This window comes from Ruegeria sp. K7, from assembly GCF_056531785.1.
Map to the genome: position 1 here is coordinate 269,985 of NZ_JBQFMJ010000001.1, position 25,079 is coordinate 295,063.

General features: G+C 56.9%; 26 protein-coding genes and 1 other RNA gene. 12 read left to right on the forward strand and 15 right to left on the reverse strand.

Going from position 1 to position 25,079, the window contains the following annotated elements:
• The first annotated feature begins 62 nt into the window (after window positions 1-62).
• Window positions 63-839, forward strand: coding sequence for an enoyl-CoA hydratase-related protein (locus tag ACR0FE_RS01300; protein ID WP_480910422.1), 777 nt, complete (start codon window positions 63-65; stop codon window positions 837-839).
• A 3-nt stretch (window positions 840-842) separates the two neighbouring features.
• On the opposite strand, the gene bmt is transcribed toward ACR0FE_RS01300, so the two are convergent.
• Together bmt and ACR0FE_RS01310 are read right to left on the reverse strand one after the other, a co-directional pair.
• Window positions 843-1,859: a betaine--homocysteine S-methyltransferase gene (gene bmt / locus ACR0FE_RS01305; RefSeq protein ID WP_480910425.1), complete on the reverse strand. Its 1,017-nt coding sequence runs from the start codon at window positions 1,857-1,859 to the stop codon at window positions 843-845.
• Between the two features lie 122 nt (window positions 1,860-1,981).
• Window positions 1,982-2,302, reverse strand: coding sequence for a DUF1476 domain-containing protein (locus ACR0FE_RS01310; protein WP_170616899.1), 321 nt, complete (start codon window positions 2,300-2,302; stop codon window positions 1,982-1,984).
• Window positions 2,303-2,489: 187 nt separating this feature from the next.
• On the opposite strand from ACR0FE_RS01310, the gene purC reads away from it, so the two are divergent.
• From purC to ACR0FE_RS01340, 6 genes are all read left to right on the forward strand, one after another.
• Complete coding sequence (purC, locus tag ACR0FE_RS01315) at window positions 2,490-3,245, forward strand: phosphoribosylaminoimidazolesuccinocarboxamide synthase (RefSeq protein ID WP_480910427.1); 756 nt, start codon at window positions 2,490-2,492, stop codon at window positions 3,243-3,245.
• 253 nt (window positions 3,246-3,498) lie between these two features.
• The gene (purS, locus tag ACR0FE_RS01320; RefSeq protein WP_170616903.1) at window positions 3,499-3,729 is read left to right on the forward strand and encodes a phosphoribosylformylglycinamidine synthase subunit PurS; all 231 of its coding nucleotides are present in this window, start codon (window positions 3,499-3,501) and stop codon (window positions 3,727-3,729) included.
• Between the two features lie 32 nt (window positions 3,730-3,761).
• Window positions 3,762-4,430 (forward strand): phosphoribosylformylglycinamidine synthase subunit PurQ, encoded by a 669-nt coding sequence (purQ, locus tag ACR0FE_RS01325; RefSeq protein WP_480910430.1) that lies wholly within the window; start codon window positions 3,762-3,764, stop codon window positions 4,428-4,430.
• A gap of 60 nt (window positions 4,431-4,490) precedes the next feature.
• On the forward strand, window positions 4,491-6,245 hold the full coding sequence (locus ACR0FE_RS01330) for an ATP-binding protein (RefSeq protein ID WP_170616907.1): 1,755 nt from the start codon (window positions 4,491-4,493) through the stop codon (window positions 6,243-6,245).
• 12 nt (window positions 6,246-6,257) lie between these two features.
• Window positions 6,258-7,592, forward strand: coding sequence for a sigma-54-dependent transcriptional regulator (locus ACR0FE_RS01335; protein WP_170616909.1), 1,335 nt, complete (start codon window positions 6,258-6,260; stop codon window positions 7,590-7,592).
• Window positions 7,593-8,086: 494 nt separating this feature from the next.
• On the forward strand, window positions 8,087-10,912 hold the full coding sequence (locus ACR0FE_RS01340) for an Rne/Rng family ribonuclease (protein WP_480910432.1): 2,826 nt from the start codon (window positions 8,087-8,089) through the stop codon (window positions 10,910-10,912).
• Window positions 10,913-10,965: 53 nt separating this feature from the next.
• On the opposite strand, the gene ACR0FE_RS01345 is transcribed toward ACR0FE_RS01340, so the two are convergent.
• Window positions 10,966-11,199, reverse strand: coding sequence for a sulfurtransferase TusA family protein (locus ACR0FE_RS01345; protein ID WP_170676984.1), 234 nt, complete (start codon window positions 11,197-11,199; stop codon window positions 10,966-10,968).
• 105 nt (window positions 11,200-11,304) lie between these two features.
• Between ACR0FE_RS01345 and ACR0FE_RS01350 the strand changes: the two genes are divergently transcribed.
• The 4 genes from ACR0FE_RS01350 (at window position 11,305) to ACR0FE_RS01365 (ending at window position 15,623) form a co-directional block, all read left to right on the forward strand.
• Window positions 11,305-12,057 (forward strand): cytochrome c biogenesis CcdA family protein, encoded by a 753-nt coding sequence (locus ACR0FE_RS01350; RefSeq protein WP_170615107.1) that lies wholly within the window; start codon window positions 11,305-11,307, stop codon window positions 12,055-12,057.
• Window positions 12,058-12,120: 63 nt separating this feature from the next.
• Window positions 12,121-13,323 (forward strand): hypothetical protein, encoded by a 1,203-nt coding sequence (locus ACR0FE_RS01355; RefSeq protein WP_480910435.1) that lies wholly within the window; start codon window positions 12,121-12,123, stop codon window positions 13,321-13,323.
• Window positions 13,320-14,669, forward strand: a complete 1,350-nt coding sequence (locus ACR0FE_RS01360) for a cytochrome P450 (protein WP_480910437.1) — start codon at window positions 13,320-13,322, stop codon at window positions 14,667-14,669. Before ACR0FE_RS01355 ends, ACR0FE_RS01360 begins: the two co-directional genes overlap by 4 nt.
• A gap of 72 nt (window positions 14,670-14,741) precedes the next feature.
• A complete protein-coding gene (locus ACR0FE_RS01365; protein WP_480910439.1) occupies window positions 14,742-15,623 on the forward strand; it encodes a fructose bisphosphate aldolase in 882 nt (293 codons plus the stop codon).
• A 7-nt stretch (window positions 15,624-15,630) separates the two neighbouring features.
• Here the strand turns inward: ACR0FE_RS01365 and ACR0FE_RS01370 are convergent, their stop codons facing one another.
• The 4 genes from ACR0FE_RS01370 to fumC are packed head-to-tail and all read right to left on the reverse strand — an operon-like array spanning window position 15,631 to window position 18,080.
• Window positions 15,631-16,233, reverse strand: coding sequence for a DNA-3-methyladenine glycosylase I (locus tag ACR0FE_RS01370; protein WP_480910442.1), 603 nt, complete (start codon window positions 16,231-16,233; stop codon window positions 15,631-15,633).
• 58 nt (window positions 16,234-16,291) lie between these two features.
• Window positions 16,292-16,513 carry a ribbon-helix-helix domain-containing protein gene (locus ACR0FE_RS01375; protein ID WP_170615102.1) on the reverse strand — a complete coding sequence of 74 codons (222 nt, stop codon included), beginning with the start codon at window positions 16,511-16,513 and terminating at the stop codon, window positions 16,292-16,294.
• Window positions 16,510-16,686: a DUF4169 family protein gene (locus ACR0FE_RS01380; RefSeq protein WP_480910445.1), complete on the reverse strand. Its 177-nt coding sequence runs from the start codon at window positions 16,684-16,686 to the stop codon at window positions 16,510-16,512. Before ACR0FE_RS01380 ends, ACR0FE_RS01375 begins: the two co-directional genes overlap by 4 nt.
• Window positions 16,686-18,080: a class II fumarate hydratase gene (fumC, locus tag ACR0FE_RS01385; protein ID WP_480910448.1), complete on the reverse strand. Its 1,395-nt coding sequence runs from the start codon at window positions 18,078-18,080 to the stop codon at window positions 16,686-16,688. The genes ACR0FE_RS01380 and fumC overlap by 1 nt, the downstream gene beginning before the upstream one ends.
• A gap of 255 nt (window positions 18,081-18,335) precedes the next feature.
• On the opposite strand from fumC, the gene ACR0FE_RS01390 reads away from it, so the two are divergent.
• Window positions 18,336-18,851, forward strand: coding sequence for a hypothetical protein (locus ACR0FE_RS01390; protein ID WP_480440515.1), 516 nt, complete (start codon window positions 18,336-18,338; stop codon window positions 18,849-18,851).
• Window positions 18,852-18,890: 39 nt separating this feature from the next.
• Here ACR0FE_RS01390 and ACR0FE_RS01395 read toward each other — a convergent pair whose 3' ends face one another.
• From ACR0FE_RS01395 to ACR0FE_RS01430, 8 genes are all read right to left on the reverse strand, one after another.
• Window positions 18,891-19,349 carry a ClpXP protease specificity-enhancing factor SspB gene (locus tag ACR0FE_RS01395; RefSeq protein WP_170615098.1) on the reverse strand — a complete coding sequence of 153 codons (459 nt, stop codon included), beginning with the start codon at window positions 19,347-19,349 and terminating at the stop codon, window positions 18,891-18,893.
• Window positions 19,350-19,425: 76 nt separating this feature from the next.
• Window positions 19,426-20,679, reverse strand: coding sequence for a chromate efflux transporter (gene chrA / locus ACR0FE_RS01400; protein WP_480910451.1), 1,254 nt, complete (start codon window positions 20,677-20,679; stop codon window positions 19,426-19,428).
• Window positions 20,679-21,491, reverse strand: a complete 813-nt coding sequence (locus tag ACR0FE_RS01405) for a chromate resistance protein ChrB domain-containing protein (protein WP_480910454.1) — start codon at window positions 21,489-21,491, stop codon at window positions 20,679-20,681. Before ACR0FE_RS01405 ends, chrA begins: the two co-directional genes overlap by 1 nt.
• Window positions 21,492-21,618: 127 nt before the next feature.
• Entirely contained in the window at window positions 21,619-22,050 is a 432-nt protein-coding gene (locus ACR0FE_RS01410) for an ester cyclase (RefSeq protein ID WP_480910457.1), read from the reverse strand.
• Between the two features lie 93 nt (window positions 22,051-22,143).
• Window positions 22,144-22,490: a transfer-messenger RNA gene (gene ssrA, locus ACR0FE_RS01415) on the reverse strand.
• A 36-nt stretch (window positions 22,491-22,526) separates the two neighbouring features.
• A complete protein-coding gene (locus ACR0FE_RS01420) occupies window positions 22,527-22,889 on the reverse strand; it encodes a DUF4345 family protein (RefSeq protein ID WP_480910459.1) in 363 nt (120 codons plus the stop codon).
• Window positions 22,890-22,951: 62 nt separating this feature from the next.
• Window positions 22,952-23,602 carry a hypothetical protein gene (locus ACR0FE_RS01425; RefSeq protein WP_170615093.1) on the reverse strand — a complete coding sequence of 217 codons (651 nt, stop codon included), beginning with the start codon at window positions 23,600-23,602 and terminating at the stop codon, window positions 22,952-22,954.
• A gap of 13 nt (window positions 23,603-23,615) precedes the next feature.
• The gene (locus ACR0FE_RS01430) at window positions 23,616-25,016 is read right to left on the reverse strand and encodes a selenium-binding protein SBP56-related protein (protein WP_480523997.1); all 1,401 of its coding nucleotides are present in this window, start codon (window positions 25,014-25,016) and stop codon (window positions 23,616-23,618) included.
• Between the last annotated feature and the right edge of the window lie 63 nt (window positions 25,017-25,079).

A 25,079-nucleotide genomic window follows, 5' to 3' on the forward strand; every position in this document is an offset into this window, starting at 1 on the left:
AGCTTTTCCTTCCCGCATTTATCCATCAGGTTCACCCAGGGTTCTGAGTTTGGGAGGAAACCATGGAATATGAAACGGTCCTTCTGGACATTGCGGACGATCTGGCGGTTCTTACGCTGAACCGGCCGGATAAGATGAACGCACTGACCACGCAAATGCGGGCCGAGATCATGCATGCGATGAAACATGCGGCCCGTCGCGCCAGGGCGATCGTGATAACCGGAGCTGGCAACGCGTTTTGCTCGGGGCAGGATCTTGGGGATGCTTCGAGCACTGGCAAGATCGACCTGGAAAGATCTTTGCGCGACGAATACGAACCGATGCTGGAAACGATCCACGATTGCCCGGTTCCGACAATCGCCGCGGTAAACGGGGCAGCCGCCGGTGCGGGGGCCAATCTGGCTTTGTGCGCGGATGTCGTGATTGCGGCTGAAAGCGCTTATTTTTTACAGGCATTCGCGCGGATCGGGTTGATGCCGGATGCCGGCGGTACATGGTTCATGCCGCGTCAGATGGGGATGGCCAAAGCGATGGGCGCGGCGCTGTTCGCGGACAAGATCACCGCGCGTCAAGCCGATGATTGGGGGCTGATCTGGGAATCCGTCAGTGATGCAGAGTTTGACGCGCACTGGCGCAAGCGGGCGTCTTATCTGGCCAGTGGGCCAACCGCTGCGTTTGCTGCGATGAAGAAGGCCATTCGCGGAACTTACGGCAAATCCCTGACGCAGCAATTGACGACCGAGGCTCATTTGCAGGGAGATTGCAGCCGCACCCGCGATTTTGCCGAAGGCGTCGTTGCATTCATGGAAAAACGCCCCCCGAAATTCGAGGGGCGCTGAAGCTCAAGCCCGGCGTCGACGGCGCGCGCGGCGGTCCGGGACTGCCGCATCCTCGTCAGTGCCGTCAGAGGCTGATGAGAATGGACCCAGTGCGCCCGTTATCTGATCCAGTGTCGGTCGATCACCCGGTGCGGTTGTGTCCAGCGCCTCGCGCATCTTACGAAGATGCTCAGGCATCGTGCCGCAACAGCCGCCAATAATAGTCGCCCCCGCGTCACGTGCCATGGCCGCGTACTGGCCCATCAACTCGGGCGTTCCGTCATAGTGGATGTGACCATTGACATATTTCGGTATGCCCGCATTCCCTTTCGAGATCACAGGCCGTTCTGTTCCCTGTGCCGCAAAACCCAGCACCGTGCGAAGGATATCCGACGCCCCGATCCCGCAATTGGCGCCGAAAGCCACAGGCGGATTGGGCAACGTTTCAACCAGCGAGGCAAAATCGGCGGATGTAACGCCCATCATGGTGCGACCCGCGGTGTCAAAGCTCATGGTCCCGCACCAGGGCATGTCAGCCAGCGCGAATGCTTCTGCTGCGGCCCGGAATTCCTCGGGCGCGCTGATGGTTTCCAGCCAGAGAACGTCGACGCCGCCTGCTTTTAGCGCTTCGGCCTGTTCATGAAACATTTCGACGGCATCTGCGTGTGACAGGCTGCCGACCGGCTCCATGATTTCGCCGGTAGGACCGACCGACCCGGCCACGATCACCGTGCGACCTGCCTTGTCGGCGACTTCGCGACCCAGTTCGGCGCCGATTCGGTTCAGTTCTGCAACGCGATCCTGTGCATCGTGCAGTTTCAGACGCGAGGCCGTTCCGCCAAAAGTGTTGGTCAGAAACAGATCGCTGCCGGCATCAACGGATCCCTGGTACAGCGCCCTGATCTTGTCCGGTGCGTCCACATTCCACAATTCCGGCGCGTCGCCCGATTGCAGTCCCATATTGAACAGATTGGTGCCGGTTGCCCCGTCCGCCAGAATGGCATCCTTGGTTTCCAAAAGTGTGCTAAGCGCGTTTGTCATGCGAGTCGTCCGAATAAAGGTGCATTCGACCGTTAAAAATTGAGACACCCCGTGTCTCACGACCGGGGCGTCAAATCAAATTCATAAAACTCATGAAGATCATGAGCTTTGTATTTTGGAGGTCAGATGTTTACTTCCGCCATGACCTGCTCTTTGGCTTCCACCAACAACTCAGCCATCTTTACGCGGATGGTCTTTTCGTCGGCAAGGTCGCCCAGATATCCTTTGACGGCGTCGACAACGTCGTCTTCGCTTACGTTTTGAAGATCTGTGTGCACCAGTTCCTGACCGTATTTGCGGGCTTGTTCTACCGTCTCACCCTTAAGCGTGGATGCCCAAACGGCCATAAAGCGGTTCCGGCGCATTCTGGCGATGAACTGCATTTTTTCATCATGCGCGAATTTGTTTTCAAACGCGGCTTCACGTTCGTCAAATGTGGTCATTTGTCGGGGACCCCTTGAGTTTCGAATTCTGTCTTCATGATATGACTATTGCACGTTGCGGACGCAAGGGATTTGCGCTGCGTCAAAGCCTCTCGGGTTGACGAACTTGCGAGAAAGGGGGGCTTGGACTATGAGAACGCCAACGTGAGGGGACTCATTCCCGCTCAGCAGACTGGAAAGGTCGCACATGGCGCGTCGCAAGAAAATCTATGAAGGCAAGGCCAAGATCCTGTATGAAGGCCCGGAACCGGGCACAATCGTTCAGTATTTCAAGGATGACGCCACGGCTTTCAACGCCGAAAAGAAAGACGTCATTGACGGAAAAGGCGTGTTGAACAACCGTCTGAGCGAGTTTTTCATGACCGGCCTGACCCAGATTGGCGTGCCGAACCATTTCATTCGCCGTCTGAACATGCGCGAGCAGCTTGTGCGCAGCTGCGAGATTGTGCCGTTGGAAGTGATCGTTCGCAACTATGCCGCAGGCTCGCTGTCCAAGCGTTTGGGCATCGCCGAAGGGACACAGTTGCCGCGTCCGATCATCGAGTACTGCTACAAGGATGACTCGCTCGGCGATCCGCTGGTTTCGGAAGAACACATTGCGGCCTTTGGCTGGGCTAGCCAGCAGGATATGGAAGATATCCTTAGCCTGGCGCTGCGCGTGAACGATTTCATGAGCGGTGTGATGCTGGCTGTGGGTATCCGCCTGATCGACTTCAAGATCGAGATAGGCCGCGTCTTCGAAGGTGATTTTCAGCGTTTGCTCGTGGCGGATGAAATCAGCCCGGATAGCTGCCGACTGTGGGACATCGAAACCGGACAAAAGCTCGACAAAGACGTGTTCCGGCGCGATCTGGGCAATTTGACCGACGCCTACTCCGAGGTCGCCCGGCGCTTGGGCATTCTGCCCAAAAGTAACGTGACCAAGCCGACATTGATCAACTGACCTAACAGGTCTGTTCGATTTGGAACAAAGCGCTGCCTCGGTTGAGGGGGCGCTTTTTCTTTGTTCAGTTCGGCATTTGCCAATCCGGCGTGTTGGAGCATGTCTGGGGTTTTTTTGAAAGGTGACAGAATCCTCTGCGTCAAACTGCATACCCCGTAGCCGCCAAGAAGGGTTGTCCAGCGCCCACAACCGCGCTATCCCCCGCGCAACGAAATGGGGCCTGGACCTTCGCCCCACAGGTGGAGTTTCGAAAATGAAAGCACGGGTGCATGTCATGCTCAAGAACGGGGTTCTGGACCCTCAGGGCGAAGCGGTGCGTCATGCATTGGGTGCCATGGGCTTTGATCAGGTCCAGGGCGTGCGTCAGGGCAAGGTGATCGATCTGGAACTTGCAGACGGCGCGACCGAGGCGGACATCACCGAGATGTGCGAAAAGCTGTTGGCTAACACGGTCATCGAACGCTACGAAATCGAACTAGTCTGAGCTTTCTCGGATCTGATCAAGGAGGGTCGGCCATGCGCGCAGCCGTAATCGTATTCCCCGGATCCAATTGCGATCGGGACCTTGCAGTTGCTTTTGAACAGGCGGGTTTCCAGGTCGATATGGTCTGGCACAAGGATGCCACATTGCCCGAGGGTGTCGACATTGTCGGTGTGCCCGGCGGATTTTCTTACGGCGACTACCTGCGTTGCGGTGCAATTGCTGCCCAGTCGCCGATCTGCAAGGCCGTTGTCAACCACACCAAGCGTGGTGGTTACGCCATTGGCGTTTGCAATGGATTCCAGATTCTGACCGAAACCGGCATTCTGCCCGGGGCGCTTCTGCGCAATGCCGGGTTGAAATACATCTGCCGCACAGTCGGCTTGAAGGTCGAAACCAGCGACAGCGCGTTTACGCAAGGCTACAATTCGGGGGATGTGATCGGAATTCCGATTGCTCATCACGATGGAAATTACTTCGCTGATGACGCAACATTATCGACCCTGCGAGAGCATGACCGCATTGCGTTCACCTATGCCGAGAACCCGAACGGGTCGGTCGGCGATATTGCGGGCATTCTCTCGGAAAACCGTCGCGTTCTCGGAATGATGCCCCATCCCGAGCGGGCAGCGGACGAAGGGCACGGCGGCACCGACGGAACGGCGTTGTTCCGCGCATTGTCCGGGGTTTTGGCACCAGCGTGACTTGAGGTCGCAACGCCGGACGCGTAAATTTCACGTATGAGCTCCGACGCGCCCACGAACATGCCCAAAATCGCAAAACCGCTTCGCGGCGCGCCGCTTGGATGGCGGTTGCGGGTTGCGGTTATCGTTTTGCTGGTGGCCGCCGCAGCCACCGTGTGGGTCACGAACCGTTTACTGACAGACAGGTTTACCGAATCCACCCGCAACCGGGCTGAGTTGCGGTTGACTCTGTATTCCGGAAACCTGCTGAGCGAGCTGCGCAGAAATTCGATCGTTCCGCAGTTGCTGGCGCGCGACCCGACATTGATCGCGGCATTGCAGTCGGGCGATTTTTCCCTTTCGACCCAACGCCTGATTTCCTTCGTTGAAGAGATCGGCGCGGCCTCGCTGATGCTGCTGGACCGTGATGGCCGCTCGGTCGCTGCCACGGACCGCAACCGTCTGGGTGAGTTGCATCGCAACTCGCCCTATTTTGTCGATGCGGCGCGATCGAACTCGACGATCTTTACCGTGATCGAGCGGGAATCGGGCGGCTACAGCTTTGTCTACTCCCGTCGCATGGAAGCCGGAACCGAGACCCTGGGCGTGATCGTTGTCGAGGTCGACCTGCAAAAATTTGAACGCGCCTGGGCCGGGATCTCCGATGCTGTCATGGTCGTGGACAGCACCGGCACCATCATTCTTTCAACCGAACCGCAATGGCGGGGACTGGACGAAAAGGCCGCGATGCTGCGCCAGCCTCCGCAGGGCGCGATTCAGCGTGCTATACGCGCGACCACTGACTGGACGGTCCTTCCGCCCGATGCCTATCTGCAAGGTGAGGCTGTGATGCGGATGGAGACCCGAATTCCGTTCCGTGGCTGGCAGATGACGTCCTTCACGACTTATTCCTCGATCCGGGAGAAGGTGAACAGCGTTTTGGCCCTGGAGATCATGGGCTTTGCGATTCTTCTGGCGCTAGCCTTCTATGCGCTCAGCCGACGCGCTGCTGTTCGGATGGTATCGATTCAGCGCGAGTCGGCAGAGCTTCGCGCATTGAACGCAAGGTTGCAGCGGGAAATCGCTGAGCGGGAACGGGTTGAAAAGACACTGGAAGTGGCCGAACAAACGCTGGCCCAAAGCTCGAAACTGGCCGCTTTGGGTGAGATGTCGGCCGCCGTCAGTCACGAGTTGAACCAGCCGCTGGCCGCCATGAAAACCTATCTGGCCGGCGCGCGTCTTTTGTTGCGCCGCAACCGCCCGGAAGAAGCGCTTGCAAGCTTTGGCCGCATTGACGGATTGATCGAACGGATGGGCGCGATCACCCGGCAGCTCAAGTCATATGCACGCAAGGGAGCGGACGCGTTTTCCCCTGTAAATCTTGGAGAAGCGCTGGCCTCGTCCCTGTCGATGATGGAGCCGCAACTGCGCCAGCGGCAGGTGAAGATCACACAAATTCTTCCCGAGGAGCCAGTGGTCGTGATGGGTGACCGGATGCGAATTGAACAGGTGATGGTCAACCTCTTGCGGAACGCGCTGGACGCCACCAAATCGGTGGCAGACCCGGATGTGGAAATTATCCTTGCGGCGGGCGATACTGCGGTACTGACGGTGCGCGACAACGGGTATGGTATAGAAGATATCGAGAACCTGTTTGAACCGTTCTACACCACCAAGCAGCCGGGTGACGGTGTTGGACTGGGGCTTGCCATCTCGTCGGGGATCGTGAACGACCATGGCGGACGGCTGACCGCACGCAACGGACAGCACGGTGGTGCAGTTTTCGAGATGCAGCTGCCGATACTTGGAAGCGACGGCCTTGAGGCCGCTGAATAACGAGGAATGACTATGGCACAGGCCATGAAAATCGCCATTGTGGACGACGAACAGGACATGCGCCAGTCGATCAGCCAATGGCTGGCGTTGTCAGGATATGACACCGAGACCTTTTCCAGCGCCGAAGACGCGCTCAAGGTTCTTGGTCCGGATTACCCCGGTATCGTCATTTCGGATATCAAGATGCCGGGAATGGACGGCATTCAGTTGCTGAAAAAGCTGATGGGGGCCGACAGCACGTTGCCCGTCATCATGATCACGGGCCACGGCGATGTGCCGATGGCGGTCGAGGCTATGCGGGTCGGGGCGTTCGACTTCCTTGAAAAGCCGTTCAATCCGGATCGTATGTCCGAACTGGCAAAACGCGCCAGCAATGCGCGTCGTTTGACCTTGGATAACCGCGCGCTGCGGCGCGAGTTGTCAGGTGGTACGCAGATCATGAATAAGCTGATCGGTGCCAGCCCGGTGATGGAGCGCCTGCGCGAGGATATCCTCGATCTGGGTCAGGCTGATGGTCACGTTCTGATCGATGGCGAGACCGGCACGGGCAAAACGCTGGTGGCGCATGCCCTGCACGCAGTGGGCAGCCGCGCGGGCAAGAAATTCGTTCTGGTTTCCTGTGCCGCGCTTGAGGAAGAGGCGCTGTCCAAGCGTTTGTTTGGCCCGATGATGCCGGAAGACGCACAATTGCCCGCCATCGAAGAAGCGCGCGGCGGCACGCTTGTTCTGGAGGATGTCGAGGCGTTGAGCGATACGCTGCAGGCACGTCTGCTGAGTGTCATGAACGATCAGGGTACTCCGGCCGAAACGCGGATTGTCGCGATCTCGAACCTGCAGGAAGCCGGCAAGACAAGCGAGGATGTGCTGCGTCCCGACCTGTTCTATCGTCTTGCGGCTTTGCGGATCACCATGCCGCCGTTGCGCCAGCGGGGTGAGGACATTCTGACGTTGTTCACACGTCTCAGCGAGCAATTCGCCGAAGAATATGGCTGTGATGCGCCGCAGGTCAGCGCGCAAGAGGCGGCGCAGCTATTGCAAGCCCCATGGCCCGGAAATGTGCGTCAACTGATCAACATTGCCGAGCGCGCGGTTTTGCAATCTCGGCGTGGGTCCGGCACCATTGCGTCTTTGCTGATGTCTGATCATGAAGAGATGCAACCGGTGATGACGACCGAGGGCAAGCCGCTGAAAGAGTATGTCGAGGCATTTGAACGGATGCTGATCGACAACACGATGCGTCGCCACAAAGGTTCGATTGCGTCTGTTATGGACGAATTGTGCCTTCCGCGTCGGACACTGAATGAAAAGATGGCCAAATACGGCCTGCAACGTTCTGATTACCTGTGACGTATTTCAGAGGGGGCCAGCTCCCTCTTGAGGCATTTTTGAACAGAATAAGCCGGGCGTCGGATGTGTCCGTGCGGTCTGATGCAGTTTGCCCATTGTCTTTTCCACAGGACTGCTTTTATTGTGTCCGGACGGGCAGGGCAGTTTTTGCGCTCTAAAGTCCCGAATCTTTGAGTTTCGCTGCGACGCCGCAAAAGGTGGTGCACCTTCCCGCCAGGCGACGCAGACCGATTGTGCCCCAATAGGGGCATCTGAACGCCTTAACCCGTGAAATGGCGGGTGAAAGGAATAAATGGGCAGGTAGCGGACGACCGCGCCTGTCGGAGAAGAACCGCGATGACGCGCGCGCAACGATTGAGTGACCGGGCAGGGGGCCAAAGCGCCAGACCCTGCCGCGCGCCGTCCGATATCGCCCTGACAAGACACCACCCCAAAAGCGCCTGTCCCCCCGGACAGGTAAGGACAACGCGTTTGGCGCGGTGCACCAAGGACAAATGGCTAAGAAAATGCTTATCGATGCCACCCACGCGGAGGAAACCCGCGTCGTGGTGGTCGACGGAAACAAGGTCGAGGAATTCGATTTTGAATCCGAAAACAAACGTCAGCTTGCCGGCAACATCTATCTTGCAAAAGTAACACGGGTTGAACCGTCGCTTCAGGCGGCGTTTGTGGACTACGGCGGAAACCGACACGGTTTTCTGGCGTTTTCCGAGATCCACCCGGATTACTATCAGATCCCTGTCGCCGACCGCGAAGCGCTGATGGAAGAGGAACGCGCCTACGCCGAAGCGATGAAGGCGCAGGACGAAGCCGAAGAATCCAAGCCCAAAAAGCGCCGGTCCCGTTCGCGGACCAAGGCGGCGGATGTGAAATCCGACGATGCCGTCGAGAGCATCGAGGTTTCGTCCGAACCCACGGGCATGGAAACGATCGATCTTGATGAAGGTGAAGAGGCGGCTGATCTGGCCGTTCCCGAAGGAACCTCTCCGGTTGAGCTTGTTGGCGAAACCCCGGTTGAAGAACCCGTTGACGATGCTGACGCGCCCGAGGATGCGGAAGGCGCGGCTGAGGATGCCGGGCAGGAAGCTGAGGCCGAAACCGTCGACACAGCAGACGGGGAAGAACCAACTGAGGTCGAGCCGGAAGATGGATCGGAAGCCGCTGCATCTGAAGAAGTGGCTGGCGAGGCAGAGGCCGTAGCTTCCGAGCTTGAAGAAGCGGTCGAGGACGACGCCGAGGACGACAGGGCAGGCGCCGAGGACGCGGATGATTCCGAAGCTCTGTTGGATGCCTCCACCAAAGATGAAACAATCGAGTCCGTGGCGGATGAAGATGACAGCGAAGATATCCGCCCGCCGCGCAAACCGCGCCCGCGTCGGTATAAGATTCAGGAAGTCATCAAGGTCCGCCAGGTTCTGCTGGTTCAGGTCGTCAAGGAAGAACGGGGCAACAAGGGTGCCGCTCTGACCACGTATCTGTCTCTGGCCGGTCGCTACTGCGTATTGATGCCAAACACCGCCCGTGGCGGCGGGATCAGCCGCAAGATCACCAATGCGCCAGACCGGAAGAAGCTAAAGGAAATCGCGGCAGAAATCGACGTGCCGACGGGTGCGGGGCTGATCATCCGTACCGCGGGCGCCAAGCGAACCAAATCCGAAATCAAACGGGACTATGAATACCTTCAGCGCCTGTGGGAACAGATCCGGGAACTGACACTTCAGTCCATCGCGCCAGCGAAGATTTACGAAGAAGGCGACCTGATCAAACGCTCGATCCGTGACCTCTATAATCGCGATATCGATGAGGTTCTGGTCGAGGGCGAGGGCGGGTATCGCATCGCCAAGGACTTCATGAAGATGATCATGCCGTCACACGCCAAAAACGTGAGAAGGTATGAAGACGCGCTGCCGTTATTCGCGCGCTACCAGGTTGAAAGCTACCTGGCGGGGATGTTCAACCCGACCGTGCAGCTGAAATCGGGTGGTTACATCGTCATTGGCGTCACCGAGGCACTGGTTGCGATTGACGTGAACTCGGGTCGCGCCACCAAGGAAGGCTCGATCGAGGAAACCGCTCTCAAGACGAACCTTGAAGCTGCCGAAGAGGTGGCGCGCCAGTTGCGTCTGCGCGATTTGGCTGGTTTGATCGTGATCGACTTCATCGACATGGACGAGCGGAAGAACAACGCCTCTGTCGAAAAGCGTCTGAAAGAGAAGCTGAAGACAGATCGGGCCCGCATTCAGGTTGGCCGGATCTCGGGCTTTGGTCTGTTGGAGATGAGCCGTCAGCGGCTGCGGCCGGGTATGCTGGAGGCAACAACGCAACCCTGCCCGGCCTGCCATGGTACGGGACTGATCCGCTCGGACGACAACATGGCGCTGACCATTCTGCGCCAGATTGAAGAAGAAGGCACTCGCCGCCGCTCGCGCGAGGTGCTGGTTCGGTGCCCGGTCAGCATCGCTAACTTCCTGATGAACCAGAAACGCGAACATATCGCCCAGATTGAATCGCGTTATGGGCTGTCGGTTCGCATTGAAGGCGATGTGCATCTGGTTAGCCCGGATTTCTCGTTGGAGAAGTTCAAGACCGCCAGCCGGATCGTTCCCGAGGCAACCGCACCTGTCGTTTCCGTTGATGCGTCACTGATGGATCTGGTTGACGCGACGGATGAGGATCAGCCGGAAGAAGAAACGGTACAGGCGGAAGACGAAAGCAAGCCAAAGCGCAAGCGTCGCCGCCGTCGCCGCAAGAAGAACAACGGCGCATCTGACACCCCAGAAGCAGCGTCTGATGACGGCGATGCAGCATCGGAGGCAACTGAGGTTGCGGCTGCTGATGTCGAAACCCAGGATGCAAGTGTGTCCGAGGGTGAGGATGAAAGTGAAAAGCCGGAGCCCAAGCCCAAGAAACGTCGCGCACCTCGTCGCCGCAAAAAGGACGCCGAGACTGAGGTTGCTGCAGAAGCACCAGTAGAGGCACCCGAGGCTCTGGCTGATCAACCGGTTTCGGAAGAAACCGCGGACGAGCCGCAGGAATCTGAGGAAAAAGTGGAGACTGCTGCGGCTGAACCTGAGTCGGACGCGGAAGAAGCAACCTCAGAGCCGCAGGTGGACGAAACGGCGCAAGAGGAACCTGTCGTTCCGGAGGAGCCGAAAGCCGAACCGGTCGCAGCACAAGACGTTTCTGAGCCCGTTGTTGAGGAGCCCGTACAGACTGCCGAGGAAACTCCGGAACCTGTTCTGGAAACCGTGGTCAAAGAACGTGAACCCGCCCAGCCACCAAAGCCCAAGCGGCGCGGATGGTGGTCGTTGGGCCAATAATACGGGAGGCGGGCGCAAGGCCCGCCTTTTTCATTTACGGCGTGAGTTCAAATTCAGGCCGATTTCCGGATCAGATAAACCTGGTGTCCGTCGATTTCCTCCTGCGACAGCAGGCTGTGCCCGCTTTCCGCACAGAAATGGGGGACATCGATAATTGCAGCGGGATCGTCGGCCAACATGCGCAACACAGCACCCGCCGGCATGGATTTCAGACGTTTGCGCGCTTTGAGCACGGGCAACGGGCACAACAGCCCCAAGGCATCAAGGGTTTCGGTCGGTTCAGACATATCGTTCAGATATTTCCACTTTGTCACGGTGTCCAGCACGCAAGCACGAGGATGTGACCGAATGGCCTCGTGACGCCGCCGGTTTCATACCCTATGTGCTGTTTCATGTTCGGAATTGAAATCATCGACGCGGGGCTTTTGCCTGCCATGTTCATCGCCATGATCGGCGGGTTGATCAGTTTTCTGTCACCCTGCGTTTTGCCGATCGTTCCGCCGTATCTGGCGTATATGAGTGGTGTGACCATCAACGAGATGCAGGATGAAACCAAAGCCCGCCGCAAGGCAACGCTGGCGGCCCTGTTTTTTGTCATGGGCCTGTCGACGGTGTTTTTGCTGTTGGGCTTCACAGCTTCAGCTTTTGGCGCCTTTGTTCTGACCAATCAGGTACTGTTCGCCAAGTTGTCTGGCGCGGTTGTCATCGTGTTCGGGCTTCACTTTCTGAACGTATTCCGCATTCCGATCCTCGACCGCGAGGCGCGCATGGAAACCGGCGATTCCAGCGGGTCCGTGTTCGGAGCCTACATTCTGGGCCTTGCGTTTGCATTCGGCTGGACGCCCTGTATCGGACCGCAATTGGGGGCTATTCTGTCGCTGGCCGCGTCTGAGGCTTCGGTGGCCCGGGGAACATTCCTGCTGGGTATATACGCCGCAGGGCTTGGAATTCCGTTCCTTCTGGCCGCTATGTTCCTGAACCGGTCAATGTCGGTCATGAACCGCATCAAGCCCTATATGGGTACGATTGAAAAGGCGATGGGCGGGCTTCTTCTGTTTGTCGGTATCATGTTGATAACCGGCCTTTTCACCGAGTTCAGTTGGTGGCTGCTGGAAACCTTTCCTGCGCTGGCGACGCTGGGCTGATTTTCCGATCCATCTTACCTTGGCCGTAATGCTGCGCTAACCTGCGTCGCAGAAGGTACGAGCATGAGCAGTCAGAAAAACCAGTCGCAGGTGCGCAAGCGCCGGGTGTTCTACATTCCGGGATACGATCCCATTCACCCGCGCCGATATCGCGAGCTTTATCGGAAGGAAGGGCGCGCACAGGGCGAAATTTCCGGCTATGACATTTCGTTGTCGGCCCGAACGAATGACGGTCCATATGGCTGGCATGTTTCCTCATGTCAGGACGGGCTTGCGGTCGATACCGATTTTGAAGTTCTGGTTTGGTCAGACATTGTCCGCGACAGCATGGATACCTCGATAGCCGCGACTTATCTTCAATTGGCGCGGACGGTCTGGATCTACCTGTCCACGGGGGCAATTTGGCGCCTGATGCGCTTGCGCAAAGGCCCGGTAATTGCAGCGCTTTACCCGGTGGGCATGTTGCTGGCGCAATTGATGGCGGCTTTTGGCGTGGTCTGGGCTGGTTTTACCTTGCTGGGTTGGCCCGGTCTGGCAGCGGGGCTTTTGGTGGCGCTTGTATTGCTGCGCTGGTTTCGAAAAATCGATAATCGGCTGTTTGCCTATTACCTGATGCATGACTACGCCTACTCCTCGCGCGAATGGGGCGGTGTGTCGCCGGAAATGCAATCTCGAATGCGCCAGTTTGTTGAACTGATCGGGCAAGCTATGGAAACAGAAGTGGACGAGGTTCTGGTGGTCGGGCACAGCTCGGGCGCGCATCTGGGCGTATCGGTTCTGGCCGACCTATTGCGGTCAGAACCCGTGTCCGAAGACGGACCTGTGTTATCCTTTCTGACATTGGGGCAGGTGGTCCCTATGGTGTCCTTTCTGCCCGATGCCCATCAGTTGCGCAGTGATCTACAATTCATGTCGTCCAGGACAGACCTGACTTGGATCGATGTCTCGGCCCCAGGCGACGGCTGCGCATTTGCCTTGTGCGATCCTGTGTGCGTCAGCGGCGTCGCCGGATCTGATAAGCGTTGGCCTTTGGTTCTGTCTGCTGCGTTCACGCAAACCCTTTCAGCAGACCGTTGGAAGGCATTACGCTGGCGGTTTTTTCGACTGCATTTTCAATATCTCTGCGCCTTCGACGAGCCCGGCGATTATGACTATTTCCGTATCACTGCCGGGCCACTGACATTGGGGGAACGGTTTCGCAACCGGGCACCATCGCGTTCGCGGATCGAAGAGGCGGTGTCAGGTTACACGTCGGTGCACTCGTGACCCCACCAAAACCCGTCTCTCGTCCCGACAAGGTGTCTTTGTGGCGCTATCTGAAGCTCTTTCGTCAGGATATCCTCTCGGCACAACCGCAACGCTTGTATCGGGCCTGGATGGCCGAGTTCAGGACGCCGTTCTTCCGGTCTTTCATGATCAATCAGCCTGAACTCATTGATTTGGTGCTGAAACAACGCCCCGACGATTTTCCGAAATCAGGCCGGATCAGCGAGGGATTGCGCCCGCTGCTGGGCGACTCCGTTTTCCTGACCAATGGCGAAACCTGGAAACGCCAACGCCGCATCATTGATCCGGCGTTTGAGGGGGGGCGGTTGAAGGATACGTTTCCGGCCATGTATGCAGCGGCGCAGGCCAGTGTTGACCGACTGCGAACGCGCGGCGGCCGCGACGTCGAATGCGAAGAAATCACCAGCCACGCGGCCGCAGATGTTATCTTTCGTACTTTGTTCTCGGTTCCGATCGAACACACCGTGGCGACACAGGTGTTTGACAAGTTTCGCACCTATCAGCGGGAACAACCGCTGCTGAACCTTGCGGCCTTTGTACCTGTCCCTAGCTGGGTGCCCCGATTTCATTCCCGCAAGACCCGCAGGACAGCGCGGGAAATCAGGGACCTGATTGCACGCCTCACGGACGAGCGGGCGGAGGCAATAGCCCTGGGGAAAGCACCCGATGACCTTGCAACCAAGATCATGACCAGGCCGGACCCGGAAACGGGGCGTTGTTTCGGGACGCAGGAGATGATCGACCAGGTGGCCATCTTCTTTCTGGCCGGGCATGAAACCAGCGCCTCGGCACTGGCCTGGGCACTTTACCTGATGGCGCTGTATCCGGAATGGCAGGATAAGGTCGCGGCAGAGGCGACGGCATTGGACGATCCTTCATTTGCCGCCGTTTCAGGCTTGAAGCTCAGTCGCAGTGTGTTTCGCGAGACCCTGCGCCTTTATCCACCCGTGCCCATGATGGTGCGAGAAGCCACCTGTCCCGAGCGTTTCAGAGATCGGGATGTCCCGCAGGGGTCGCAAATTGTTATCAGCCCGTGGCATTTGCACCGTCATGAGCGCCTGTGGGAAAACCCGGATGCCTTTGATCCAGCGCGGTGGGAGACGGAAAACGGCAAGACCTGCCAGCGGCACGCCTTCATTCCCTTCTCCGCCGGATCGCGGGTTTGTACCGGGGCAGGGTTCGCGATGATTGAAGGGCCGCTGATCCTGTCGATGCTGCTAAAGCACTATAGGTTTGAGCCAGTGACCGGACGCGATCCTGTTCCGGTCGCGCATCTGACGGTACGCTCGAAAGACGGGATATGGCTGCGGCTGGTTGAGCGCTAACAAACTACCATCGGTCAACGCCTTGTTGTATGCGATGGAAAACACGGAATCATTATTGAACGGGAAACAGATATGTCCAAAGCAGAACAGCGCGCGCAAATGTCCGACGGTGCAGGTTTCATCGCGGCACTGGATCAAAGCGGCGGTTCTACACCCAAGGCGCTGGCGCTTTATGGTGTTGAAGCCTCGGACTACACCTCGGAAGAAGAGATGTTCGGAGAAATCCAGAAGATGCGCGCACGCATCATTCTGGCGGACGACTTCACCAAAGCTAAGGTGATTGGCGCTATCCTGTTCGAACGCACCCTGAACGAGGAAATCGAAGGCCGCAAAGTCGCCGATTTTCTGTGGTCGGCCAAGGGCATCGTTCCATTTCTGAAAATCGACAAGGGACTGGAGGATCGGGCCAACGGCGTTCAGATGATGAAACCGATCCCCGGTCTGGCAGAAACGCTGGCCAAGGCCGATGGTGTCTTTGGAACAAAAGAACGCTCGGTCATTCACGAGGCCAACGCAGAAGGTATTGCCGCTGTTGTGGCTCAACAGTTTGACGTCGCACGCGAGGTGATCAGCGCGGGCATGGTTCCGATTGTCGAACCCGAGGTGAACATCCATTCGGAAACCAAGGCCGAGGCTGAGAGCATCCTGAAAGCCGAGATCCTCAAGAACCTGGACCAGTTGGCCGAGGGCCAGGACGTCATGCTGAAGCTGACCATCCCAAGCGAGGCCAATCTTTATGACGAAGTGGCAGATCACCCGCGGGTTCTGCGGGTTGTGGCCCTGTCAGGCGGCTATTCCACAAAGCAGGCCTGCGACCTGTTGAACCAGAATGGAAAGATGATCGCTTCCTTCTCGCGCGCGCTGACCGAAGGTCTCTCAAAACAGCAGTCCGATGCCGAGTTCAACGCGGCCCTGGGCGGCAATATCGACAAGATCTATCAGGCTTCGGTCTGACTCGTATCTAATTCGGCTTCTTGAAATCGCGGCGCATTTGCGCCGCTTTTTCACGCATGATGCAGCCTTCGGCGTGATCATTGACCAATCCCATAGCCTGCATGAACGCGAAAACGGTGGTGGGCCCCACGAACTTCCATCCGCGCTTCTTCAGGTCTTTCGACATTGCGACCGATTCCGGTGAAGTTGACGCTGTTTGCGGCGGTGGGGGAGTTTCAGCCTCATACCGCCAGACATATGCGGCCAGAGAACCCTCAAACTTGATAAGTTCCTGAGCACAACGGGCGTTGTTGATGACAGCCTCGATTTTGCCGCGGTGCCGGATGATGCCCGCATTCTGCAAAAGGCGTTCAACGTCTGCTTCAGTAAACTCTGCCATCCTGTTGAAATCAAAGCCGCAAAACGCTTCCCGGAAATTTTCGCGCTTTGACAGGATGGTGCGCCAACTCAGTCCCGACTGAAAACTCTCAAGGCACAATTTTTCGAATAGACGCTGGTCGTCTGAGACCGGATAGCCCCATTCCTGATCATGATACTCAAAGAACTCCGGCGCGGCCTGACACCAGGCGCAGCGCGGTTGACCGTCAGGCCCGGTGGTCGTTTTGCTCATGTCTGTACCTATTTTGTTCCAAATCAAGGTACACTTGCCTGCCAGACCTTTACAACCCTCAATCCCGGTTGCGATACCAGTTCAGAACAAAGACTCGAATGGCGGAAGCCAAACCTGTTTCAGGATCGCGGGCCGCATCAATTTCCGCCGCCAAGGAATTGATCGGCTTATCTTTTTCCTGTGCGATGTCACGGAACGCGCGCCAGAATTCGTCTTCCAAAGAAACCGAAGTGCGGTGCCCCTGAAGGGTCAGCGAGCGTTTGACCGGGCGGCCACTCATTCCTTCAGCTCGTGATTGTCGAGGTTACGCTTCTGTTTGTCTTGTCGAAGCCTGACAACCTCTTTTTCGGCCTTGGTTTGTCCAAAAGCCACAGCGTTTTGATCTGCGCGGGCCTTCTTTTCAGCCCGCGCTTTCTGTTTTCGGTACCGGTTCAAATTTACCGGCTTGCCCATCAGTCTTTCGGGCCAATCATCTGTTCAGGGCGTACCACTGCGTCGAAAGTGGCCTCATCCACAAAGCCAAGTGCGATGGCTTCTTCCTTGAGGGTGGTACCGTTCTTGTGGGCAGTCTTGGCAACGGTCGTGGCATTGTCATAACCGATGGTCGGCGCAAGCGCAGTGACCAGCATCAGCGATTCCGTCATCAGCTTTTCGATGCGCGACTCGTTGGCCTTGATGCCCAGCAGCATCCGTTCGGTAAAGCTGTCAGCGGCGTCGCCGAGCAATTGAATGGATTGCAACAGATTGTAGGACATCATCGGGTTGTAGACGTTCAACTCGAAATGACCCTGGCTGCCAGCGAACTTGATTGCGGCGTCGTTACCCATGACATGGGCGGCCACCTGCGTCAGCGCCTCGGCCTGGGTCGGGTTTACCTTGCCCGGCATGATCGACGAACCCGGTTCGTTTTCCGGCAGGATCAGTTCGCCCAGCCCCGACCGGGGACCCGAGCCCAGAAAGCGGATGTCGTTGGCGATCTTGTAGCAACTACCGGCAATCGTGGCCAAAGCCCCCGACAGGAACACCATCGCGTCATGCGCGGCCAGTGCTTCGAACTTGTTGGGTGCCGTGACAAAGGGCAGGCCGGTGATTTCGGCCATGTTTGCGGCAACCGCCTGGTCCCAACCGTGTTGTGTGTTCAGACCGGTACCAACAGCGGTACCACCTTGCGCCAATTCATAAATGCCGGGCATTGCGGCATGCACACGGGCAATTCCCTGACGAATCTGATGGGCGTACCCGCCAAACTCCTGACCCAGGGTCAGGGGCGTCGCATCCTGCGTATGCGTGCGTCCGATCTTGATGATGTCCTTGAATTCCTCGGCCTTCTGCTCGAGCCCGGAAGCCAGCTTTTCAAGACCCGGCAGCAGGACGTCACGAACGCTCATTGCTGTTGCGATGTGCATCGCAGTGGGGAAGGTATCGTTGGATGACTGCCCCATGTTGCAGTGATCGTTCGGATGCACTGGCTCTTTCGAACCGATAACGCCCCCCAGAATCTCGATGGCGCGGTTCGCGATGACCTCGTTCGAGTTCATGTTCGACTGGGTGCCGGATCCGGTTTGCCAAACGACCAGAGGGAAGTTGTCATCAAACTTGCCCTCGATCACTTCTCCGGCCGCCTGAATGACCGCGTCCGCAATTTTCGCATCCAGCTTACCGGTGGCTTTGTTCTGCATCGCGCAAGCTTTTTTGATCACACCCAGCGCGCGAACGATGGCAACCGGCTGCTTTTCCCACCCGATCGGGAAGTTCATGATCGAACGCTGTGTCTGAGCGCCCCAATACTTGTCAGCGGGCACTTCCAACGGGCCAAAACTGTCGGATTCGGTGCGGGTCTGAGACATCTGTCACTCCGTCATGTATGCAATTGTATGCCGTTTAGCGCCAAGCGGGTTGCAACGCAATCGGCCAGTTGCGCGCACCTTAAACTCAAGGGTGACAAAGGTATAGGCAGAGAACAGCGACAATTTTGTTGTCGGCGGGCGCATCCGTCCCATTGTGCCCGCGTCATGCTGAGCTACAATATAAGCATTATTGCGATGGAGGATCTGATGCACGTTTTCCGCACGACATTTTCCCCGACACTTGTCGCAATAGTGATGTGTGCTTTTGCGTGGGTGCTTGTTTCCAGCCATCCGGCGCAGGCGTCAAGCATCGCGCCGTTTTTGGGTGATTATACTGGGTCAGCCAATCTCGTGGACGAAGACGGGAGCGAGACGCCCAGAGACATGAGCGTTTCAATTCACGAAACCGACAACGGCTTCAATGTGAGTTGGACGACAACCACCTACAAGGCTGACGGGCGGATCAAGGAACAGAAATTCTCGATCGACTTTCAGCCGTCGGACCGGCCAGACGTGTTTTCTGCTGCGATGAAACGCAACGTGTTCGGGCACGAGGTTCCCCTGGACCCCATGAAAGGAGAGCCATTTGTCTGGGGGCGTATTGATGGTGAAACGCTGACCGTGTTTTCCCTATTTATCTCGGAAACCGGTGGGTACGAATTGCAGCAGTTTGACCGAACCCTGGCCGAAGGCGGTTTGAACCTGTCGTTTTCGCGGTTTCGCGATGGGGTTAAATCCCGTTCGGTGGAAACGTTTCTGAAAAAAGAATAACCCCGCCCAAGGCGGGGTCTGTTGCACGCAGAAGCTTGGTTATTTCCGGAAACTGTCCAGGGAAACCACATCCGCGTCATGCGGCTCATCCGGTTCTTCGACCTCGATGATTTCTTCGATATCTTCGTCCGCTTCTTCCTCGTCTTCCGGACTTTCGAAACGCAGCCCGAATTCCACAGACGGATCAACAAAAGTCTTGATGGCCGTGTACGGAATATAAAGCGGTTCAGGCGCATCACCAAAATTCAGAGTGATGGAAAACCCTGCATCGCCCACTTCAAGGTTTTCGAACCAATGCTGCATGACGATCGTCATTTCCTGCGGGTAGCGTTGACGCAACCAGTCGGCCAGTTCAACACCATCATGCCGGGTATCGAAGGTGATGAAAAAGTGGTGCGCGCCTGGCAGTCCATGTTCCGATACGCCGGTCAAAACCGTTTTGATCAGACCGCGCATGGCGGTGTGCATCAGGTTTCCATAGTCGATGTCTTGCGACATGTGTCATCCTCAAAAGTGGTAGCGTCTAGCATAGGGGATTTCAAAGGAAACGAAAGGCCGCGTTCCACCTGATTGTTCATAGGAGGTTCAGTAAGATTCCGGCGCAGGCCATCAGACCCAAAGTCGGAACCATCCATATTTTTAGGCGGAAAATCAACACTCCGGCAGCTAACGTCAGTATCAAAGCGGCGACGTCCAAAGTCGAAATATCGGGTACGGGAATTGATACAGGACCCAGAGTTCTTTCCGGAACTTGTCCAAATAGAACATTGAGGGCGAACCACAAGGATAGGTTGAGAATCACCCCTACAACCGCAGCGGTAATCCCGTGCAGAGCCGCAGACAGGCGCGGGCGGGCTGCCAGGTGATCCAGGAACGGCGCTGCCAGAAAAATCCACAGAAAGCAGGGAACAAACGTGGCCCAAAGGGCCACGGCACCCGCCGCAATAGCCATGGATGCGCCCCCAGACAACTGACCCGTCAACATGGCCACGAATTGTGTCACCAAAATCAGTGGGCCAGGTGTCGTTTCAGCCAACCCAAGCGCATCGATCATCTGATCCGTGCTGATCCATTGATATGTGTCGACGACTGTTTGCGTCATGTATGCCAGAACGGCATATGCACCACCAAATGTGACAACCGCGAGGCGCGCAAAGAACCACCCCAGATCGCTGAGAAGTTGCTGCCCCGTCAGGGTCAGAACTGCCAAGGGTCCAAGCCAGAGGGCCAGCCAAATCACCGCAGTTCTGATCGGACGGGACATGGTCAGGGCAACTGGCGCGGGTGTCAAAGGGTGCTGACCTTTGAAGGTCGCGAAGCCCCAGAGTGCGGCTGCAAATATGATCAGTGGAAACGGCAGATTAAGTGCAAAAATTGCCAGAAAGCCCAACAATGCAAGGATGCGATGTTCGGCATCGGAAAGGGCTTTTCGCGACAGGTTTCGCAAAGCCTGCAGGACGATGACGATTACAGTCGCCTTGATGCCCAGAAACCCGGCCTGTACAACCGGAAGTTCTCCGAAGGCGGCGTAAAGACCAACCAGAACCGCAATGATGATGGCGCCGGGTATGACGAAAAGGCCACCCGCAATCAATCCGCCAGGCACACCGCGCAGGCGCCAGCCGGCATAAGTTGCAAGTTGCATCGCCTCGGGTCCTGGTAGCAACATGCATAAGGACAAAGCGCGCAGATAGCTTTGTCCGTCCAGCCATGGTCTGCGTTCAACCAGTTCCTGATGCATCAGTGAAATCTGTGCTGCGGGACCACCAAACGACAGCAGCCCTATCCGGCCGAAAACCCGGATTAATTCGGAATAGTCGGGTGTCATTATTTTTGCTCGCCGGGCCAGTTATGGCCTTCTTCATACCCGTCCCGGGCCCAGCGGTACAGCGCATCATACAGAGCAAGGACAGCTAACAGGTTCTCATGATCATCCCGGTATTGGCGGGACAGGCCAACGGACAGAGCGAGCAGACCGGCCGCCTCTGGTGCGAGATCGTGACGGTCTGTGTTCGCCGCCCGGACAACAGTCGCCATCCGGTCAAGCGCGGACGTGTGAAGGTCGAACTTGTCTAGCATTGTGTCAAAGGTGCATTTGTCCCCGTCATGGTCCCAGACCGTGTTTTCAATATCAAATGGGGTGGCACCGAATATTCTGGCCGCTTCCTTCACTTCCGACGGCGCGACAAACAGAAAACGCGCGTTGGGGTCGACAAAACCCAGGATCAGCCAAGGGCATGCGATGCGGTCTATTTTGGGCCTGTGTCGGGTCACCCAAAGCGTCCGATTGTCAACCAGGGGCGGAATAGCGGAGTAGGGGACGCTTGGCGCCCCAGGCGTATCGCGCCAGGCCTGTATACCGCCCTCCAGAAACTCGGCCTGTTGTCCTTCGCTGCGCAGCCACGAAACTACGCCCTGGCTCAGCTTTTTGCCTTTTTGGCAAATGATTACACTGGAGCGCCCATCGATCGTCGCCATCAGGCCCTGCATGTCTGACGCGGAATGCCGTACTGAACCCGGAATCAGGACCGGATCCGCTGCAAAGTCTTCCTCGAGGCAGATATCCACCAAAACCGGCGCTGTCGGTGTTCCGATCAGTCGCAGCAGTTGTTTGGAGGTGATGGAATTTGGCGCAGCCATGGCATGTCTCCTGTCGCGTTCGGATACATGCGAAACTTGGGCTGACGCCTCACGGGGCGTTCGCAATGCTACCCCATACCCTTTGCTAACGTGGAACGGCTTTCATGGTCAAGGTCGCAGGTTTTGATCAGGCCCAGTCGAGTCGTTGTCCGGTCATGCAGACGGGCAGGGTATCTTCGGGAAACTGTCCAAGCTGTTCAAAAAAAGAAATAAAGTCGAACTGATTATAAGCCTCGACCATGCACCCGTCCTTGATGCGCGCGATGACGCTGCCGCTTGCCTGCAGCGGTGCGCCATTGTCGGCGCGGGTCGTCTGCAAATGGACAATGGCAGAAACCCAATCACCGTCTTCGATTATCTTCGGCAGGTCGACTTTTATGTCGCCAAGGATGTGCCGGAATGCGGTCACCAGATCACGGAAATCGTCAGCGCCAACCTGCATTTCCGGGATCAACCCCTCGGCCAGCGTGTCGGGGGCAAAGAACTGTCCGATGGCTTCTGTGTTGCCGTTTTCCCAAACCTCTGAATACCACTGCCTGAGCAATTCAGAATGTGACATCGCCGCTCTCCCTTCTGATGGAAGTGACGATGGCAAAAAGGAATGAACAATCCCTGAACAAGAGCGTGTTTCTGACCGGACAAATTGCATTGAAATGCAGGTTTCTGTTGCCAGGTACCTGCGAACCCCGCCTTACGCTGCTAGGCGCAAGGGCTTAAGTTTCGGTCTTGCTACTGCTTACGCAGCAACTGCAACCGGAGCACGATTGTCGTTTGCAATTGTACTATTTTCGCCGATAACGGTGGCAGACAGCCGAGACAAAGCTAACCCCTTTAGACGTTCGTCGATCCTGTTTCGGCCCCATGTTCCCCAAACGAAGGATATTGGTGGAGCCGCCGGGTACCGCCCCCGGGTCCGATCCGCTTATTACGAGCGCGTTTATGTCCATAGTCACGAAGGACCCTTCATATATAAGTGACGTTCCGATCGGATGCAAATCCAGATTATAACTGACACAATTGTTTCTTTTCAAATTGTTAAACTGATTTGTTCATATTCGCTAGGATCAGCCAGATTGCCAACGCCAGTTCGATTCCGCCGAAAACCATCGCCTTGGCCAGTGGCGGGTTGTCCAGTGCAATCGATACGAACCGGCCCAATGCCGCGCCGGCATAGACCACGCCAAGCATCGTGTAGGCCATTGGGCTACTGAACCACAAGACGGCAAGACCGGTGACTACGAACAATCCGCCAACTGAAGCGCGCATCTCGCTCAGGCCCATGGTGCTGTTTGTTGGGGCTAAATCCAGTGAAGCCGCAGTCCAGGCTGGAGCCAGAAAGCCGAAAAGGCCAAAGCCGATTGTCAGTATTGCGGCAAGCATATTCAGGGTCGGGGTCATTCCGGTCTCATGTCGTTTTTGTTGAAAGGGAGAGTAATGCGCATCTTCGCAAAGGAAAGAACCTAAATTGCCGACCACAGGCCCAGTATCCCCACAAAGATAAGGCTAAGTGCCCAGATGAGTTCAAGGTTGAACCAACTTCGTGACAGGAATTGCAGACCCAACCAGCGATAGACGGCATAGGCCAGAATGCCTCCGCCCAAAACCATCGCTGCTGTGTGAAGCGCGGCAACGGCCAGCACCAGAAGACCGTTGGTCGTCATGATCTCGGAAACCGCACGATGCCCGGCGTCCAGCTCATCCAGATTGCATAGTCCCAGATAGATTGGAACCAACATCAGCGCGGCGCCATGGGCCAGAGCGACAAGAAATGACCACAATGCCAGCTTTCCCGGAGCAACCCGGGACAGGGCGCGGGGGTGGCGACGGACAATCGCGATGTAAAGGCCCATGGCGATAACGATCAGGGCTGCGCCGATCCTAATTTCGCGCTGGTAATCCACCAAAACCGCCATCAGCGCGAACGGCAGCAAGACCCCGAGCATGGCCAGAAAGTGCCCCCCAGCCAAGGCAGTCAGCGCCCGCCAAAGGGCCGATTGCTTCTGCTCCATCAATGCCGCTGAAACGGCCAGCGGCCAGCCCATGCCGGGGTTCAGGCCGTGATATGCACCGCTAAGCACAACGGCCAGCCACAGGCCGGCCGTTGATGTCATCAGGAACTCCAAATCAGACGGACGGGTAGCAGAAACTGTCCGTCGAACAGTCGCCGCCTTCTAGCCGGATCTGGTGGCTGCGATAGCCCTTGGGGAAGTCGACCCAGAACTTCGGGTCCAGTGTCAGGCCGCCATTGTCACCGACATCGGCCTTGACCATGGCTGCGCCGCGTTCGCCCGGATAGAACTGATCATCCCAGGTGGAGTACAGCGAGTTGGTCCAGTAGACGCGTTTGCCATCCCGGCTGATCTCAACCATCTGCGGTCCGTAACCAAAGTCATTGCCGTTGGGATGCTTGGTCTTTTTGACGATCCCGCCGATCTCGACCTTGCCGGCCAGGGTCGGGTTCATCGGGTCCGACACATCGTATTGATGCATCTCACCGGTGCCCCAACAGGCGACGTAGAGGTACTTGTCGTCCAGACTCAGATCGATATCCGTAACCAGAGGCGGAACGGCCGAGAACCCCTTGAGAAGATCGGGAAGATCATCGGGATCAGCGGGTTGCGGATCGATTGTGATGGTTTTCTTGGCTTCGAACGTTCCGTCGTCATTGCGCCACCAGGTGAAGATGGCACCTTGAAGATTAGTGGTATCGACCACAACGCCACAGAAGCCGTGTTGCTTGACCGGATCATGCGCCGGGCGGATTTCCAACGCCATTTGATGGTTTTCGCCCAGATCAATGGTTTGGATATTCGTGCGGCTGCGCAGGTTCCAGAAATGGATGCGGTGGCCGTACTTGTTCGACAGCAGATCCTCGGCCACGATCCCGTTTTCAAACTGCGGCGGCAGTGCCCATTCGGAACTGACCATGTAATCACGCGGCAGGTTCCACCAGAAGTCATAGTGTTTGTCCTGAACCCCGCGTTCGATTTCATATCGGCCTATGATCTCGAAGCTTTCGCAATCCATGATGAAGATACCCGGCGGGCCGTCTGTGCCGTCTTTGCCACCGCCACCCAATGTGCTGACGTAGATGCCTTCGGGGCCGCAGTGAATGGTATGAGGCCGGGAATATCCCGTCTTGGCAAAAACTTCCTCGGGTTCGATGATCTTGTGAATCTTCGCTTCCAGCGGGTTTTTGACATCGATGATGTAAATGCGGCTGGACCGTATGCCGGGAATGATCAGATAGCGGCGTTCTAGAAATGCATGGCCGCTGAGCGGCGACAGCGATGATGAGCAGGCGTTCCAGCCGAAATGGTGAAACTCGTCACCCTTTTCGGGCATGATCACCTGATGAACGATTTTTCCGTAATCCGCCGAAGTCGGATCGACGTTAACGACAGCCAGACCATCCGGTTGCGAAAAGTCGGGGCTGAGCATCAGCGTGAAGGCCAGAGTTTCCGTTGGGCCCTCCATCGCGAGCTTGGCGGATGGGTAAAAGGTTGGGTCCGGTCTTTGGTTCATAACGTCCTCCCGTAAGTAATTGTAATTCAATTTGCATTGAGAGATCCGGTCTTCATGCCGGCT